We start from the raw sequence: 16256 nt of genomic DNA on the forward strand, positions 1-16256 counted from the left end.
CAGCGGCACGGTGGAAACTAGTGGACCGTGACGGAAGTTCCCGGTTGATTCCACGCGGCGATCACGGGCTCGCCGTGTTCGGTGGAGAGCCGGCTGACGGTCCCGGTCGAGAGCTGGAACAGCCGTCCCGACTCGGGCGGCAGCCCCAGCCGGCGGGCCGTGAGCACTCGCAGGAAGTGCGCGTGCGCCACCAGCACCACGTCACCGGGCCGGTCGCAGAGCGCGGCGTCCACCCGGGAGAGCACCCGGTCGGCGCGCACGCCCACCTCACGGGGTGATTCGCCGGGGTGGCCGTCCGGGCCGGGCGGCACCCCGTCGTCCCACAGCACCCAGCCGGGCCGGGCCCGGTGGATGGCGCGGGTGGTGACCCCCTCGTAGCCGCCGTAGTCCCACTCGTGCAGATCGGGGTCGATCCGCGGACCGGACAGCCCCGCGAGCTCGGCCGTGCGCACCGCGCGGCCGAGGGGACTGGTGAGGACCTGGGCGAAGGAGCGCCCGGCGAAGAACGGCGCGATGGACTTGGCCTGCTCCTCGCCGTGCCGGGTGAGCGGAAGATCGGTCCAGCTCGTGTGCTGTCCCGTCAGCGTCCACTCGGTCTCTCCGTGGCGGACCAGGATGAGATCGCCCATGGTCCTTCCCTACTTCGCCGACTCGACGGCGTGACCGCCGAACTGGTTGCGCAGCGCCGCGATCATCTTCATCTGCGGCGAGTCGTCCTGCCGCGAGGCGAAGCGGGCGAAGAGCGAGGCCGTGATGGCGGGCAGCGGAACCGCGTTGTCGATGGCCGCCTCGACGGTCCAGCGGCCCTCGCCGGAGTCCTCCGCGTAGCCGCGCAGCTTGTCCAGGTGCTCGTCGTCGTCCAGGGCGTTGACCGCGAGGTCGAGCAGCCAGGAACGGATGACCGTGCCCTCCTGCCAGGAGCGGAACACCTCACGCACGTCGGTGACCGAGTCGACCTTCTCCAGGAGCTCCCAGCCCTCGGCGTACGCCTGCATCATGGCGTACTCGATGCCGTTGTGGACCATCTTGGAGAAGTGGCCCGCGCCCACCTTGCCGGCGTGCACGAAGCCGAAGTCGCCCTCCGGCTTGAGCGCGTCGAACACCGGGCGCACCTTCTCGATGTTCTCGGCGTCTCCGCCGACCATCAGCGCGTAACCGTTCTCCAGGCCCCACACACCGCCCGAGACACCGGCGTCGACGAAGCCGATGCCCTTGGCCGCCAGCTCCGCGGCGTGCTTCTCGTCGTCCGTCCAGCGGGAGTTGCCGCCGTCCACGACCGTGTCGCCGGCCTCCAGCAGGTCACCGAGTTCGTCGATGACGGTCTGGGTGGGGGCGCCGGCCGGCACCATCACCCAGACCACACGCGGGCCTTCGAGGCTGCTCACGAGTTCGGCGAGGCTGTGCACGTCGGCGAGGTCCGGATTACGGTCGTAGCCGACGACGGTGTGGCCGGCGCGGCGTATGCGCTCGCGCATGTTGCCGCCCATCTTGCCGAGACCGATGAGTCCGAGCTGCATTGTCAGTTCACTTCTTCCGGAGAGTGCGGTAAGCGGCCACGAGAGCGGCCGTGGAGGGATCGAGACCGGGGACGTCGGCGCCCTCGGTCAGGGCGGGTTCGACGCGCTTGGCGAGCACCTTGCCGAGCTCGACGCCCCACTGGTCGAAGGAGTCGATGTTCCAGACCGCGCCCTGGACGAACACCTTGTGCTCGTAGAGGGCGATCAACTGGCCCAGGACCGAGGGGGTCAGCTCGGCGGCGAGGATGGTGGTGGTGGGGTGGTTGCCCTGGAACGTCTTGTGCGGCACCAGTTCCTCGGGCACGCCCTCGGCGCGGACCTCGTCCGGGGTCTTCCCGAACGCCAGCGCCTGCGTCTGCGCGAAGAAGTTCGCCATCAGCAGGTCGTGCTGCGCCGCGAGTTCGTCGCCCAGCTCACCGACCGGGTTGACGAAGCCGATGAAGTCGGCGGGGATCAGCTTGGTGCCCTGGTGGATCAACTGGTAGTAGGCGTGCTGGCCGTTGGTGCCGGGCGTGCCCCACACCACCGGTCCGGTCTGCCATTCCACCGGGTTGCCGTCACGGTCCACGGACTTGCCGTTGGACTCCATGTCGAGCTGCTGGAGATAGGCCGTGAACCTCGACAGGTAGTGCGAGTACGGCAGCACGGCGTGCGACTGGGCGTCGTGGAAGTTGCCGTACCAGATGCCCAGCAGGCCCATCAGCAGCGGGGCGTTGGCCTCGGCGGGCGCGGTGCGGAAGTGCTCGTCGACCAGGTGGAACCCGTCCAGCATCTCGCGGAAGCGGTCCGGGCCGATCGCGATCATCAGCGACAGGCCGATCGCAGAGTCGAACGAGTACCGGCCGCCGACCCAGTCCCAGAACTCGAACATGTTCGCCGTGTCGATGCCGAAGTCCGACACCTTCTCCGCGTTCGTCGACAGCGCCACGAAGTGCTTGGCGACCGCCTTCTCCTCACCGAGCCCGGCGAGCAGCCAGGAGCGCGCGGAGGTGGCGTTGGTGATCGTCTCGATCGTGGTGAACGTCTTGGAGGCGATGATGAACAGCGTCTCGGCCGGGTCCAGGTCCCGCACGGCCTCGTGCAGGTCGGCGCCGTCCACGTTCGACACGAACCGCACCGTCAGCGAGCGGTCGGTGAACGGGCGCAGCACCTCGTAGGCCATCGCGGGGCCGAGGTCGGAGCCGCCGATACCGACGTTCACGACGTTCTTGATGCGCTTGCCGGTGTGCCCGGTCCACTCGCCCGAGCGGACCCGGCCGGCGAAGTCCGCCATCTTGTCCAGGACCGCGTGCACGGCCGGCACGACGTCCTCCCCGTCGACCTCGACCACCGCGTCCCGCGGCGCCCGCAGCGCGGTGTGCAGCACCGCCCGGTCCTCGGTCGTGTTGATCCGATCGCCCCGGAACATCGCGTCCCGCAGCCCGGACACGTCCGTGGCGGCGGCGAGTTCCTGGAGCAGGGCCAGGGTCTCGTCGGTGATCAGGTGCTTGGAGTAGTCGATCCGCAGGTCGCCGACCTGGACGACGTAGCGCTCGGCGCGCGCCGGGTCGGCGGCGAACAGGTCACGCAGCCGGGGGTGCAGCAGCGTGGTCGCGCGGTGGTCCTCCAGGGCCACCCACTCCGGACGCCGGGTGGGCTTGGGGTAGTCAGACACGGGGGGTCTCCTTGGGGGCCTCGCCGCGCAGGGCGACGGCGTACATCTCGTCCGCGTCGAGGCGGCGCAGTTCCTCGGCGATGAGCTGGGAGGTGGAGCGCACCTTCAGCGCGAGCGTGCGGGAGGGCTGACCGGGCAGGGACAGCGTCGCCAGCGGGCCCTCGGGGCGGTCGATGACGATCTCGCCGTTCTCGGTGCCGAGCCGGACGGCGGTCACCACGGGGCCCGCGGTCTCGACCCGCTCGGTCCTGACCTGGAGGCGGGCCTCCAGCCAGCGGGCCAGCAGTTCGGCGCTCGGGTTCTGCGCCTCGCTCTCGACGGTCGCCGAGATCACCTTCGTACGGGCCTGGTCGAGGGCCGCCGCCAGCATGGAGCGCCAGGGGGTGAGCCGGGTCCAGGCCAGGTCGGTGTCGCCCGGCGCGTACGAGGCGGCGCGGGCGTCGAGCGCCCGGAGCGGTGCCTCGACGGCGTACATGTCGGTGATCCGGCGCTGGGCCAGGGCGCCCAGCGGGTCCTTGACCGGGTTCTCGGGCGCGTCCACCGGCCACCAGACGACGACGGGCGCGTCCGGAAGCAGCAGCGGCAGGACCACCGAGTCGGCGTGGTCCGAGACCTCGCCGTAGGTCCGCAGGACGACCGTCTCGCCGGTGCCCGCGTCCGAGCCGACGCGCACCTCGGCGTCGAGACGGGAGTTGGTGCGGTCGCGCGGGGTGCGGGCGACGCGCTTGATGACGACGAGGGTGCGCGAGGGGTGCTCCCGGGAGGCCTCCTCGGCCGCCTTGATGGAGTCGTACGCGTTCTCCTCGTCGGTGACGATGACCATCGTCAGGACCATGCCCACGGCCGGGGTGCCGATGGCACGGCGCCCCCGTACGAGCGCCTTGTTGATCTTGCTTGCCGTGGTGTCGGTCAGGTCGATCTTCATGGCCTGCGCCAGCTCCGTCCGTCTCGTGCGAGCATCTCGTCGGCTTCCTTCGGGCCCCAACTGCCCGAGGGGTACTGCGCGGGCGTGCCGTGGCTCTCCCAGTACCCCTCGATCGGGTCGAGGATCTTCCAGGACTCTTCCACCTCCTGGTGACGGGGGAAGAGATTGGCGTCGCCGAGCAGGACATCCAGGATCAGCCGTTCGTACGCCTCCGGGCTGGACTCGGTGAACGACTCGCCGTACGCGAAGTCCATGGTGACGTCCCGGATCTCCATGGAGGTACCCGGCACCTTGGATCCGAAGCGCACGGTCATGCCCTCGTCCGGCTGGACGCGGATGACGATGGCGTTCGCGCCGAGCTCCTCGGTGGCCGTGGAGTCGAACGGGGAGTGCGGGGCGCGCTGGAAGACCACCGCGATCTCGGTGACGCGGCGGCCGAGCCGCTTGCCGGTGCGCAGGTAGAACGGGACGCCCGCCCAACGGCGGTTGTCCACCTGGAGCTTGACGGCCGCGTAGGTGTCGGTCGTCGACGCGGGGTCGATGCCGTCCTCCTGGAGGTAGCCGCGCACCCTCGCGCCGCCCTGCCAGCTCGCCGCGTACTGGCCGCGCACGGTGTGCTCGCCCAGGTTCTCCGGCAGCTTCACGGCCCGGAGGACCTTGAGCTTCTCGGCGAGCAGCGACTCGGCGTCGAACGCGGCGGGTTCCTCCATGGCGGTCAGCGCCATGAGCTGGAGGAGGTGGTTCTGGATGACGTCCCGGGCGGAGCCGATGCCGTCGTAGTAGCCGGCCCGGCCGCCGATGCCGATGTCCTCGGCCATCGTGATCTGGACGTGGTCGACGTACGACCGGTTCCAGACGGGCTCGTACATCTGGTTGGCGAAGCGGAGCGCCAGGATGTTCTGGACGGTCTCCTTGCCGAGGTAGTGGTCGATCCGGAACACCTGGTCCGGGTCGAACACGTCGTGCACGATCCGGTTCAGCTCACGGGCGCTCGCCAGGTCGTGACCGAACGGCTTCTCGATGACCGCGCGCCGCCAGGACCCCTCGGGGGCGTTCGCCAGCCCGTGCCTCTTGAGCTGTCGCACCACCTTCGGGAAGAACTTCGGCGGTACGGAGAGATAGAAGGCGTAGTTGCCGCTGGTACCCCGGGACGCGTCCAACTCGTCGACGGCGGAGCGCAGTTGCTTGAACGCCGTGTCGTCGTCGAAGTCGCCCGGGATGAATCGCATGCCCTCCGCGAGCTGCTGCCAGACCTCCTCGCGGAACTCGGTGCGGGAGTGCTCGCGCACCGAGTCGTGGACCACCTGCGCGAAGTCCTGGTCCTCCCACTCGCGGCGGGCGAACCCGAGGAGCGAGAAGCCCGGCGGCAGCAGACCCCGGTTGGCGAGGTCGTACACGGCCGGCATCAGCTTCTTGCGGGACAGGTCGCCCGTGACACCGAAGATGACCAGGCCGGAGGGGCCCGCGATCCGGGGGAGCCGGCGGTCGCGCGGGTCGCGCAGCGGGTTGTCCCAGTCGGCGGCCACGCCGAGCGCGGCGGCGAGTGCGCCGGAGGCGGGGTCGCCGAGGACTTCGGCGAGGCCGGCCGCCGGAGCGCCGGGGGCTTCGGTGAGATCCCCGGCCGCCGGGGCGCCGGGCGTCCCGGCCTGGCCTCCCGGCGTCAGGCCGTCCTGTTCCACGGCCGGGTCACCGGATCCCTGCGGCGCGGCGGCCGCATCCTTCGGGTCGCCGTCGGAAAGCGCCTCACCCTTGGTCATTCCCCTTCAACTCCCTTGCCCCGCAGCGATGTCGCCACGGCTTCGAGCAGGTCCTCCCAGGCCGCCTCGAACTTCGCGACGCCCTCGTCCTCCAGTTGCCCGACGACCTCGTCGTAGGAGATCCCGAGCGCCTCGATCGCGGCCAGGTCGGCCCGGGCGCGCTCGTAGCCGCCGGTCACCGTGTCGCCCTGGATGTCGCCGTGGTCGGCGGTGGCGTTCAGCGTCCCCTCCGGCATGGTGTTGACCGTGCCCGGCGCGACCAGCTCGTCGACGTAGAGGGTGTCCTTGTACGCGGGGTCCTTGACGCCGGTGGAGGCCCACAGGGGGCGCTGCGCGCGGGCGCCGTGCGCGGCGAGGGCGGTCCAGCGGGCGTCGCCCTCCGCCGTGCCGTCGGCGGTGCCGAACACGTTCTCGTACGCCTCGTAGGCCAGCCGGGCGTTAGCGAGCGCCGCCCTGCCCTTGAGCGCGAGGGCGTCCTCCGCGCCGTTCTTCGTGAGCCGCTTGTCGATCTCGCTGTCGACGCGGGAGACGAAGAAGGAGGCGACGGAGTGGATGCCGGCGAGGTCGATGCCCGCGGCCTTCGCCCGCTCCAGGCCGGCGAGGTAGGCGTCCACGACCTCGCGGTAGCGCTCCAGCGAGAAGATCAGCGTGACGTTGACGCTGATGCCGAGGCCGATGACCTCGGTGATCGCCGGGAGACCGGCCTTCGTCGCCGGGATCTTGATCATCACGTTCGGGCGGTCGACCAGCCAGGCGAGCTGGCGGGCCTCGGCCACGGTCGCGGCGGTGTCGTGCGCGAGGCGCGGGTCGACCTCGATGGAGACCCGGCCGTCACGGCCCTCGGTCGCCTCGAACACCGGGCGCAGGATGTCCGCGGCGGCGCGCACGTCCGCGGTCGTCATCATGCGGACGGCCTCGTCGACCGTCACCTTGCGCACGGCGAGGTCGGCGAGCTGCTGCTCGTAGCCCTCGCCGGAGCCGATGGCGGCCTGGAAGATGGACGGGTTGGTGGTCACGCCCACCACGTGTCGCGTCGCGACGAGTTCGGCCAGGTTGCCGGACTCGATGCGCTTGCGGGAGAGGTCGTCGAGCCAGATGGAGACGCCTTCGCCGGAGAGGCGCTCAAGAGGTACCGCGGTCGCGGTTGCTTCGGTCACAGTGATCATCTTCCTTCGTGCGAACGGATCAACCGCGCAGGGCGGCGACGGATTCCCGCGCGGCGGCGGCGACGTTGTCGGCGGTGAAGCCGAACTCGGCGAACAGCGTCCCGGCGTCGGCCGAGGCGCCGAAGTGCTCCAGCGAGACGACGCGTCCGGCGTCACCGACGTACCGGTACCAGGTCAGGGCGATCCCGGCCTCGACCGCCACGCGGGCCTTCACGGACGGCGGAAGGACCCGGGCCCGGTACTCGGGGCTCTGCTCCTCGAACCACTCGACGGACGGCATCGACACCACACGGGTGCCCACGCCCTCGGCCTCCAGCAGCTCACGCGCCGCGACGGCGAGCTGCACCTCGGATCCGGTCGCGATGAGGAGGACGTCCGGGGTCTCGGTGGAGGAGTCCCGCAGGACGTAACCGCCGCGCGCGGCGTCGGGGTTGACGGGGAGGGTCGGTACGCCCTGACGGGTGAGGGCCAGTCCGTGCGGGGCCGGGTTCGTGGCGTGCCGCCGGAGGATCTCGGCCCAGGCGACGGCCGTCTCGTTGGCGTCGGCCGGACGGACGACGTTCAGGCCGGGGATGGCGCGCAGCGAGGCCAGGTGCTCGACCGGCTGGTGGGTGGGTCCGTCCTCGCCGAGGCCGATGGAGTCGTGCGTCCACACGTACGTCACCGGCAGCTGCATCAGCGCGGAGAGGCGGACGGCGTTGCGCATGTAGTCGGAGAACACCAGGAAGGTGCCGCCGTAGATGCGCGTGTTGCCGTGCAGCGCGATGCCGTTCATCTCCGCGGCCATGGAGTGCTCGCGGATGCCGAAGTGGATCGTGCGGCCGTACGGGTTCGCCTCGGGCAGCGGGTTGCCCTCGGGGAGGAAGGAGGACGTCTTGTCGATCGTGGTGTTGTTCGAGCCGGCGAGGTCGGCGGAGCCGCCCCACAGCTCGGGCAGCACACCGCCGAGCGCCTTCAGGACCGTGCCGGACGCGGCGCGGGTGGCCACGGAGCCGCCCTCCTCGAACACCGGCAGCGCGCTCTCCCAGCCGTCGGGGAGCTGCCCGGCGACGATCCGGTCGAAGAGCTTCGCGTTCTCGGGCCGCTCGGTGCGCCAGGCGCCGATCCGCTTGTCCCAGTCGGCGTGCGCCTCGGCGCCCCGGTCCAGGGCCTGGCGGGCGTGGGCCAGCACGTCGGTGTCGACCTGGAAGGTCTGCTCCGGGTCGAAGCCCAGGAGCCGCTTGGTGGCGGCGATCTCCTCGGCGCCCAGCGCCGAGCCGTGCGAGGCCTCGGTGTTCCGCGCGTTGGGGGCGGGCCAGGCGATGATCGTGCGCATCGCGATGATGGACGGGCGGCCGGTCTCGGCCTGCGCGGTCATGAGCGCGGTGTACAGCGCGTGGACGTCGATGTCGCCGTCGGGCGAGGGCTCGACGCGCTGCACGTGCCAGCCGTAGGACTCGTAGCGCCCCAGCACGTCCTCGGAGAAGGCGGTCGCCGTGTCGCCCTCGATGGAGATGTGGTTGTCGTCGTAGACGAAGACGAGGTTGCCGAGCTTCTGGTGGCCGGCGAGCGAGGAGGCCTCCGCCGAGATGCCCTCCTCCAGGTCGCCGTCGGAGACGATCGCCCAGATGGTGTGGTCGAACGGGGACTCGCCCTCGGGGGCCTCGGGGTCGAAGAGGCCGCGCTCGTAGCGGGCGGCCATCGCCATGCCCACGGCGTTGGCGGCACCCTGGCCGAGCGGGCCGGTCGTGGTCTCCACGCCCGCGGTGTGCCCGTACTCGGGGTGGCCGGGCGTCTTGGATCCGTGGGTGCGGAACGCCTTCAGATCGTCGAGGCCGAGTTCATAACCTGACAGGAAGAGCTGGGTGTAGAGGGTCAGCGAGGTGTGGCCGGGGGAGAGGACGAAGCGGTCGCGGCCCGTCCACTCCGGGTCGGCCGGGTCGTGCCGCATCACCTTCTGGAAGAGCGTGTACGCCGCCGGGGCCAGGCTCATCGCGGTCCCGGGGTGGCCGTTGCCGACCTTCTGCACGGCGTCGGCGGCCAGGAGGCGGGCGGTGTCGACGGCGCGGCGGTCGAGCTCGGTCCAGGTGAAGCCGTCGGAGCTCTGCGTACTCATCTTCAAGAAGTCCTCACGGGGTGCGCTGAAACATGGTCTGTGCCTTCAAACCTAAAAGTCAGACTTTTGCTGGGGAAGGTGCCCGTGTGTCAGCCTTCGGTGAAAGTGGGACACATGGAGCCGTGGCGAGCCGACGCGAGAAGGACATGAACGACAGAACCACCCAAGGCGGCACCGGCGATGCGGACGGCGTGGAGGGGATCAGGACCTTTCCGTTTCCGGCCGATCTGAGCCTGTCCGGCGTGGGCATGCAGGTCGGCGCGATGGGAACCGGACGCACCTGGCACGCCGACGCCCCGCTGGAACGCGTGCACCGCATCGACTTCCACGTCGTGATGCTCTTCCACGAGGGGCCCGTACGGCACATGGTCGACTTCGCCGAGTACGAGGCCCACGCGGGCGACCTCCTGTGGATCCGGCCCGGGCAGGTGCACCGCTTCTCCAGCACCGACCCCTACCGCGGCACCGTCCTGACCATGCAGCCCGGCTTCCTGCCCCGCGCGACCGTCGAGGCGACCGGCCTCTACCGCTACGACCTGCCCCCGCTGCTGCGCCCGGACGCGGACCGGCTGGCCGCGCTGGAACACGCGCTGACCCAACTGGAGCGCGAGTACGTCGACACCACCACCCTGCCGCTCAGTCTGCACACGGCGGTGCTGCGGCACTCGCTCACCGCGTTCCTGCTGCGTCTGGCCCACCTCGCGGCGAGTTCCGCCGAGGCGACCCACGAGCACACGGACACCACGTTCACGCGGTTCCGGGACGCGGTCGAGAAGGACTTCGCCGTCAACCACAGCGTCAGCGCCTATGCCGACGCCCTCGGATACTCGCGCCGCACCCTGGTGCGCGCCGTGCGGGCCGCCACCGGCCAGACACCCAAGGGGTTCATCGACAAGCGGGTCGTCCTGGAGGCCAAACGGCTCCTCGCCCACACGGACATGCCGATCGGGCGCATCGGGGCCGCCGTCGGCTTCCCCGACTCGGCCAACTTCTCCAAGTTCTTCCACCAGCACACGGGGGCGACCCCGGTGGCCTTCCGGACCGAACTGCGCTGAGCGGGACGGACCGCGTACGTCCGTCCCGCCCGGCCCTGCGACGGGGCGGCCCGTCGCCTCCCCTGCCGGTGACCGGCAGGGGAGCGAGTGACCGCCCCGTCACCTCACCCGTCAGTGACCGAAGTCGAACCAGTTGACGTTCACGAAGTCCGCGGGCTGGCCGCTGGTGAAGGTGAGATACACGTCATGGGTTCCGGTCACGGAGCTCATGTTCGCCGGCACGGTCCGCCAGGACTGCCAGCCACCGGTGTTGGCCAGCGCGAAGCTGGCGACCGGTGTGCTCGTACGGCTGTCGAGGCGCACCTCGACCAGGCCGCTGACCCCGCCGGCCGCGCCGCTCGCGACCCGGCCGTGGAACTGGGTCGCCGCCGAGGAGCCGAAGTTGACGCCCTTGTAGAGCGCGTAGTCGCCGTTCGCGATGGTGCCGATGTCCTGGCCGCCGCCGCTGTCCGTCGTGGTCTCGGTGACGACACCGCTCTGGCCGTCGTAGGACTCGGCCTGGATGGCGCTGTAGGCGTCACGGTTGCCGGTGGGCGGCGGAGTGGTGCCGCCGCCACCGCTGCCGGCCGCCTGGAGCACCTGGACGTAGTCGACGACGAGCGGGTGACCGGGTTCCGTGCCGCTGTCGGGGCCGCCGCCGAAGGCGCCCGGGAAGCCGCCGCCCATCGCGACGTTCAGGATGACGAAGTAGCCGTGGTTGGTGGCGTTCGCCCACGTGGTCGCGTCGACCTGGTTCGCCTTCACCGTGTGGAAGTTGACGCCGTCGAGGTAGAAGCGGACCTCCTCGGGGCTCGTCGACCTGTCCCACTCCATCGCGTAGGTGTGGAAGCCCGCCTGGCAGGTCGTGCCGGCGCAGGGCGTGTTGTTGCCGATGCCGCTGGTCTCGTTGCACGGACCGCCGGGGCTGGTGCCGCAGTGCATCGTGGCCCACTCGGTGTTGAGGCCCTGGACGTTCTCCATGATGTCCAGCTCGCCGACCCCGGGCCAGTTCTGGTAGTTGCCGCGATAGGGCGCGCCGAGCGCCCAGAAGGCGGGCCAGTAGCCCTTGGCCGCGGCGCCGGTCACGTTCGGCATCTGCAGCCGCGACTCGATGCGCAGCTTGCCCCCGGCGGGGGGCTCGAAGTCGGTGCGCTTGGTCTCGATGCGGCCCGAGGTCCAGTTGCCCGAGGCGTCACGGCGCGGGGTGATCAGCAGGTTGCCGTTGCCGTCCAGGGCCACGTTGTTGGTGCTGGAGGTCATCGTCTCGACCTCGCCGGTACCGAAGTTGGCCGGCCCGCCCGGGTAGCTCGTACCCGTCGTGTACTGCCAGTTGGCGGTGTTGACGCCGCTTCCGGCCGCCCCGGTGAAGTCGTCGACGAAGACCTGGGACCAGCCGGAGGGGGGTGTGGGCGCCGACGCGTCGGCCGGGAAGGTGGCCGCGGTCGCGGCGGCCGCCGCCAGGCTCACGGTACTGAGCACGGCGATGAGGACGCGCCGGACCGAGCCGCGTCCTGGTGTGCGGGAAGTTCCACTCATGGGTGCCTCTTCGCGTACGGAGTGTGGGGTGCGCGGGTGGGGAGGGAGCGCTCCCACGGATCCTTGAGAGCGCTCTCAAAAAAGGTGCGCGGCCAATGTGCTCTCTGTCACTCCGGTCGTCAAGAGGTGAAGCCGAGAAAGTCCTTACGCCGAAAGGGAGTTCACGCCGTGAAGGAAGGGAGAAGGCCCGATGAGCGTGCCACGGAGGGTAGTTGAAGTCCGCTCATCGGGCTCGACCCTCACAGGGCGCTGCCGGCCTTCCAGTCGGCCCATGACAGGTTCCAGCCGTTCAGGCCGTTCGACGCTTCGACGGTCCGCTCGCCGGAGTTCCGGACGACGACCACGTCACCGAGCATCGAACTCTCGTAGAACCGGTAGCCCGCCACGGAACCGTCGTTCGCGCCCTTCGTGTCGTGCAGGCCGACGCAGCCGTGGCTGGTGTTGCTGCTGCCGAACACCGAGGGCGCGGCCCAGTAGTTGCCGTGGATGAAGGTGCCCGAGGTGGTCAGGCGCTGGGCGTGCGGCACGTCCGCGATGTCGTACTCGTCGCCGAGCCCGACCGTGGAGGACTCCATCCGGGTCTCCTCGAACCGCTCGCTGATCACCATGATCCCGGACCACGTGGTGTGCGCCGGGGCGCCGCCGCTCACCGGGTAGCTCGCGAGCGTCGCCCCGTCCCGCTCGACGGTCATGGTCTTCGTCGCGAGGTCGACGGTGCTCACCTGGCGGCGGCCGATGTGGAAGACGACGTCCTTGGACTGGACGCCGTAGACGCCGTCCCCGCCCTCGACGTCCCTCAGCCGCAGGCTCAGCGTGATCTTCGTCCCGGCCGCCCAGTACTCGGCGGGACGGAAGTCGAGCCGGGTGTTCCCGAACCAGTGACCGACCACCTCCACCGCGGGCTCCGCCGTCACCGTGACGGCCTTTTCCACCGCGGCCCGGTCCGTCACGGCCCGGGTGAAGTTGATCGACACGGGCATACCGACGCCGGAGGTCGAATTCGCCTCGGGCGTGAAATAGCCCGCGAACGTCTCGCCCGGGGACTTCGTGACGAACGTCGAGGTGTGTTCCGCGGCCCCCGTCACTTTCGCGGTGACCGTGTATTTGGTGCCCGAGTACGGATTGCGGGCCGAGGTCCAGCGCGTACGGTCCTCGTCGAAGGATCCGGCCAGAGTGGAACCGTCGTTGCCCGACACCTCGACCGCCGACAGCGTCCCGTCCGTCACGGAGACCACCACCGGAGCGGTGAAGCCGGCCTTCCTCGTGCCGTCGGCGGGGGAGACGGTGACCGTCGGCGTCCTCACCTGTGCCTTCGCCGTCGTCCCGGCCCCGGTCGCTTCCGTGTCCTTCCCCTCGGCGGCACCCGCCGGACCGCCGCACCCGCTCAGCGCGAGGGCCGGGACGGCGGACCCGAGGGCCGCGAGGACCCCGCGCCGTGACCAGGCCGGACGTCCCGGACGCCGTCGGGCCCGCTCCGGGTCTCCCGGTGCGGACTCGGGCCGATTCGCTATCTCAGGGACACCCACGGAACGCCTTTCCTCGCGTCTTTCGCTCACCAACACTGCGAGTGCATCCTGCGGGACTTCCCTGGGTTGATTCTTTGAATCCGCCTGCCCCAGCCTGAGATTCCGGTGAGGACGACCGGAGAGACGGCCTGAATCCACGGTTGCCGGGCCGCCACGAATTGTGAACAGAGTATGAAGCGCCCAGTCCGCTCCCCGAGATGTACGTGAGACCCACGTTCCCGGGGCCCATTCCGGCCTCTCCGGCCCACCAGGGCCAAGGAGAGGTTCGTTTGTCGGATCCGCGACAACCACGCCGGAGGTATCAGTGAGTCCAGCCCGTGAGAGGCACACCGTGGCCGTCGTCGGAGCGGGCGCCGCCGGCACGCTCACCGCCGTGCAGCTCTGCGAGACGGCGACCCGCCGCCGCACCCCGCTCGACCTCTTCCTGGTGGACCCCGCCCCCGAGGCCGGGCGCGGCACCGCGTACGCCACCACCGATCCCCGGCACCGGCTGAACGTGCCCGCGGGCGGCATGAGCTGCTATCCCGACGACCCCGGCCACTTCACCCGCTGGCTGTGCCGGCACGGCGAACCCACCGTCAGGGCCACCGACTTCGCCACCCGCCACCGCTACGGCGCCTATCTCGCCGACACGTTGGCCCAGGCGATCGTCCACGCCCACGGCACGGTGACCGTGCGCCGGCTGCGCACCAGGGCGCAGGCCTGCGCCCCCGCACCGGACGGCGGACTGGAGCTGCGGCTGGCCGACGGACGCGGCCTCGTCGCCGACGGCGTCGTCCTCGCCACCGGACCGGCCGCCACGACCGGTGCCTGGGCCCCGCCCCGACTCCGTACCTCCGCACGGTTCATCGGCTCGCCCTGGACGCCCGGCGCGCTCGACGGACCGCTCGCCGAACCCGCCGACCGCGCGGGAGCGGCTACGAGCGACGACGTCCTGCTCGTGGGTACGGGACTCACGGCCGTCGACCTCGCCCTCAGCCTCGACCGGCCCGGACGCACCGTCCACGCCCTCTCCCGCACCGGACTGCTGCCCCAGCCGCACGCCCTCGACCCGGCACCCGCGATGGCCCCGCCCGAGGGACTCGACGCGCCGACCCTGCCCACGCTGCGCCGGACCGTCTACCGCCACATCGGCCGCGCCCTGCGCGCCCACGGCGACTGGCGCCCCGCCCTCGACAGCCTGCGCCCGCACACCGCGCACCTGTGGCGCAGCCTCACCCCCGAGGAACGCGCCGCCTTCCTGCGCGCCGAGGGCACGCTCTGGAACACCCACCGGCACCGGATGGCCCCGACGACCGCCGAGTCGCTGGACCGCGCCCGCACGGCCCGCCGCCTGCGCGTCCACACCGGCCGGATCACCGACGCCGTCCCCCGGGCGGACGGCTCCGAGCTGATCACGCTCTCCGGCGGGCGGCGCATCACGGCCAGCTGGGTGATCGACTGCACCGGACCGGGTCCGCGCCCCGAAGACCCCCTGTGGGCCTCGCTGTTCGACACGGGCGCCGCCGTGCCCGGCCCGCTCGGCCTCGGTGTCGCGACCCGCGACGGCCGGCTCCTCGACGCCGAAGGCGGCACCGGGCCCGCGCTGTTCACCCTCGGCGCCCCACGCCGCGGCGAACTCTGGGAGACCACGGCGATCCCCGAGATCCGTGTCCAGGCCGCCGAACTGGCCGAGCGGCTGCTCGCGCCCCTGGCCCCCCGGCGCCGCCCCGCACGTCGCCGGCCCCTCGACGCGCACGGGCTCCCGCTGTCCACCCACGCCGAGGCGGCGGCGGCCCACCGCACCGGCCTCGACCGTGTCCTCAAGGTCAGGGCCGGCGCCGAGGACGCCTTCGCGCGCGCCGTCGCCCTCGACCCCGGCTTCGCGCTCGGGCACGCCGCCCTCGCCCTCCTCGGCCACGAGTGCGGCGCCGACGTCGACGTACCGCGTGCCCTGGCCGACGCACGGCGCTGCGCACGGGAACGGGCCGACGCGCGCGAACGCTCCTTCGTCGACGTCGTGAGCAGGCGTGTGCACGGCGACGGCCCGGACACCGGTACCCGCGCGCTGCTCGGGCATCTGGCGGCCCACCCCGCCGACGCGCTGGCGCTCGCCGTGGCCGTGCCCACCATCGCCTTCTCCGGCGTCAATGACCTCGACACCAGCTACGCGTCGGACCTGGTCGAGCGCTCTCTGCCCGCCTACGACGGCCACTGGTTCCCGGCCTCGCTGCTCGCCTTCCTGCGCCAGGACCAGGGCCGCCACGACGAGGCGGCCGAACTGGCCGGGCGCGCCCTGGACGCCGAGCCCGCCTCCGGGCACGCCGTGCACGCCCTCGCCCACGTCCACTACGAGTCGGGAGCCCACGCGTTCGGCCGCGACTGGCTGGACGCCTGGGTGTCCGGGCACGGCCGGGGCGCCGTCCACCGCGCCCACTTCTCCTGGCACATCGCCCTGCACGAACTGGCCCTGGACGATCCCGCCGCCGTCCGCCGACGCTGGTTCGCCCAGCTCGCCCCCGGACGGGTGACCGGTGTCCGCGCCCTGGTCGACTCGGGGTCGCTGCTGTGGCGCGCCCGGATCAGCGACAGTTGGCGTGGCCGCGTGCCGGCGGCGGACGTGCTCGACAGCGTCGCCCGCGAGATCGTGGAACGGCCCGCGACCGCCTTCACCGCGCTGCACGCCGCCGTCGCGCTCACCGCCGCCGGCGACATGGCGGGACTGCGCCGGCTGCGCGACCACGCGGCCGGCGCCGATCCGGTGCAGCGGGAGGTCGTCGTCCCGCTGTGCGAGGCCCTCGCCGCGCTCGTCGAGGAACGCTTCCAGGAGGCCGCCCGGGGGCTGGACGCGCTGCTGCCGGTGCTCGCCCGGGTCGGCGGCAGCGCGGCCCAGCGCGAGGTCGTCGAGGAGACGCTGCTGTACGCCCTCGTCGCGGCGGGCCGCTGCGAGGCCGCCCGGCGCCTCCTGGACACCCGCCTCGACCGCGGCCACGCGCCACGCGACCGACGCCTGCTGGCGGCCCTGCCCGACTGAGAGCCTGTCCAGGGGCGCGACTCCCCGGGCACG

11 protein-coding genes are annotated in these 16256 nt (G+C 71.6%); 2 read left to right on the top strand and 9 right to left on the bottom strand.

All coding sequences use genetic code 11. The annotated features are described in order from the left end of the window. Positions 1-17: 17 nt before the first annotated feature. The 7 genes from ACFRIC_RS37865 to tkt form a co-directional block, all read right to left on the bottom strand. Positions 18-629 (bottom strand): histidine phosphatase family protein, encoded by a 612-nt coding sequence (locus ACFRIC_RS37865; RefSeq protein WP_382796047.1) that lies wholly within the window; start codon positions 627-629, stop codon positions 18-20. Between the two features lie 9 nt (positions 630-638). Continuing rightward, positions 639-1517 carry a phosphogluconate dehydrogenase (NAD(+)-dependent, decarboxylating) gene (gene gnd / locus ACFRIC_RS37870; protein ID WP_382796049.1) on the bottom strand — a complete coding sequence of 293 codons (879 nt, stop codon included), beginning with the start codon at positions 1515-1517 and terminating at the stop codon, positions 639-641. Positions 1518-1524: 7 nt separating this feature from the next. Further along, positions 1525-3171: a glucose-6-phosphate isomerase gene (gene pgi, locus ACFRIC_RS37875; protein WP_382796051.1), complete on the bottom strand. Its 1647-nt coding sequence runs from the start codon at positions 3169-3171 to the stop codon at positions 1525-1527. After that, the gene (opcA, locus tag ACFRIC_RS37880) at positions 3164-4096 is read right to left on the bottom strand and encodes a glucose-6-phosphate dehydrogenase assembly protein OpcA (RefSeq protein ID WP_382796053.1); all 933 of its coding nucleotides are present in this window, start codon (positions 4094-4096) and stop codon (positions 3164-3166) included. Before opcA ends, pgi begins: the two co-directional genes overlap by 8 nt. Beyond that, positions 4093-5622: a glucose-6-phosphate dehydrogenase gene (gene zwf, locus ACFRIC_RS37885; RefSeq protein WP_382796193.1), complete on the bottom strand. Its 1530-nt coding sequence runs from the start codon at positions 5620-5622 to the stop codon at positions 4093-4095. Before zwf ends, opcA begins: the two co-directional genes overlap by 4 nt. A gap of 227 nt (positions 5623-5849) precedes the next feature. Further along, positions 5850-7019: a transaldolase gene (tal, locus tag ACFRIC_RS37890; protein ID WP_382796055.1), complete on the bottom strand. Its 1170-nt coding sequence runs from the start codon at positions 7017-7019 to the stop codon at positions 5850-5852. Between the two features lie 19 nt (positions 7020-7038). Continuing rightward, positions 7039-9114 carry a transketolase gene (gene tkt / locus ACFRIC_RS37895; protein ID WP_382796057.1) on the bottom strand — a complete coding sequence of 692 codons (2076 nt, stop codon included), beginning with the start codon at positions 9112-9114 and terminating at the stop codon, positions 7039-7041. 146 nt (positions 9115-9260) lie between these two features. Here tkt and ACFRIC_RS37900 point away from each other — a divergent pair, with 146 nt between their 5' ends. Then, positions 9261-10169: a helix-turn-helix domain-containing protein gene (locus ACFRIC_RS37900; protein ID WP_382796059.1), complete on the top strand. Its 909-nt coding sequence runs from the start codon at positions 9261-9263 to the stop codon at positions 10167-10169. A 111-nt stretch (positions 10170-10280) separates the two neighbouring features. Here ACFRIC_RS37900 and ACFRIC_RS37905 read toward each other — a convergent pair whose 3' ends face one another. Together ACFRIC_RS37905 and ACFRIC_RS37910 are read right to left on the bottom strand one after the other, a co-directional pair. After that, positions 10281-11684, bottom strand: coding sequence for a glycoside hydrolase family 16 protein (locus ACFRIC_RS37905; RefSeq protein WP_382796061.1), 1404 nt, complete (start codon positions 11682-11684; stop codon positions 10281-10283). 239 nt (positions 11685-11923) lie between these two features. Continuing rightward, positions 11924-13210, bottom strand: coding sequence for an Ig-like domain-containing protein (locus tag ACFRIC_RS37910; protein ID WP_382796063.1), 1287 nt, complete (start codon positions 13208-13210; stop codon positions 11924-11926). Positions 13211-13514: 304 nt separating this feature from the next. Here ACFRIC_RS37910 and ACFRIC_RS37915 point away from each other — a divergent pair, with 304 nt between their 5' ends. Beyond that, positions 13515-16223, top strand: a complete 2709-nt coding sequence (locus tag ACFRIC_RS37915) for an FAD/NAD(P)-binding protein (RefSeq protein ID WP_382796065.1) — start codon at positions 13515-13517, stop codon at positions 16221-16223. Positions 16224-16256 lie beyond the last annotated feature (33 nt).

This window comes from Streptomyces sp. NPDC056738 (assembly GCF_042790435.1).
Taxonomy (GTDB): domain Bacteria; phylum Actinomycetota; class Actinomycetes; order Streptomycetales; family Streptomycetaceae; genus Streptomyces.

Bases quoted from the DNA above. Each gene is read 5' to 3' on its own strand.
- ACFRIC_RS37865 (WP_382796047.1), bottom strand. From the start codon at position 629: ATGGGCGATCTCATCCTGGTCCGCCACGGAGAGACCGAGTGGACGCTG.
- gnd (WP_382796049.1), bottom strand. From the start codon at position 1,517: ATGCAGCTCGGACTCATCGGTCTCGGCAAGATGGGCGGCAACATGCGC.
- opcA (WP_382796053.1), bottom strand. From the start codon at position 4,096: ATGAAGATCGACCTGACCGACACCACGGCAAGCAAGATCAACAAGGCG.
- tal (WP_382796055.1), bottom strand. From the start codon at position 7,019: ATGATCACTGTGACCGAAGCAACCGCGACCGCGGTACCTCTTGAGCGC.
- tkt (WP_382796057.1), bottom strand. From the start codon at position 9,114: ATGAGTACGCAGAGCTCCGACGGCTTCACCTGGACCGAGCTCGACCGC.
- ACFRIC_RS37900 (WP_382796059.1), top strand. From the start codon at position 9,261: ATGAACGACAGAACCACCCAAGGCGGCACCGGCGATGCGGACGGCGTG.
- ACFRIC_RS37905 (WP_382796061.1), bottom strand. From the start codon at position 11,684: ATGAGTGGAACTTCCCGCACACCAGGACGCGGCTCGGTCCGGCGCGTC.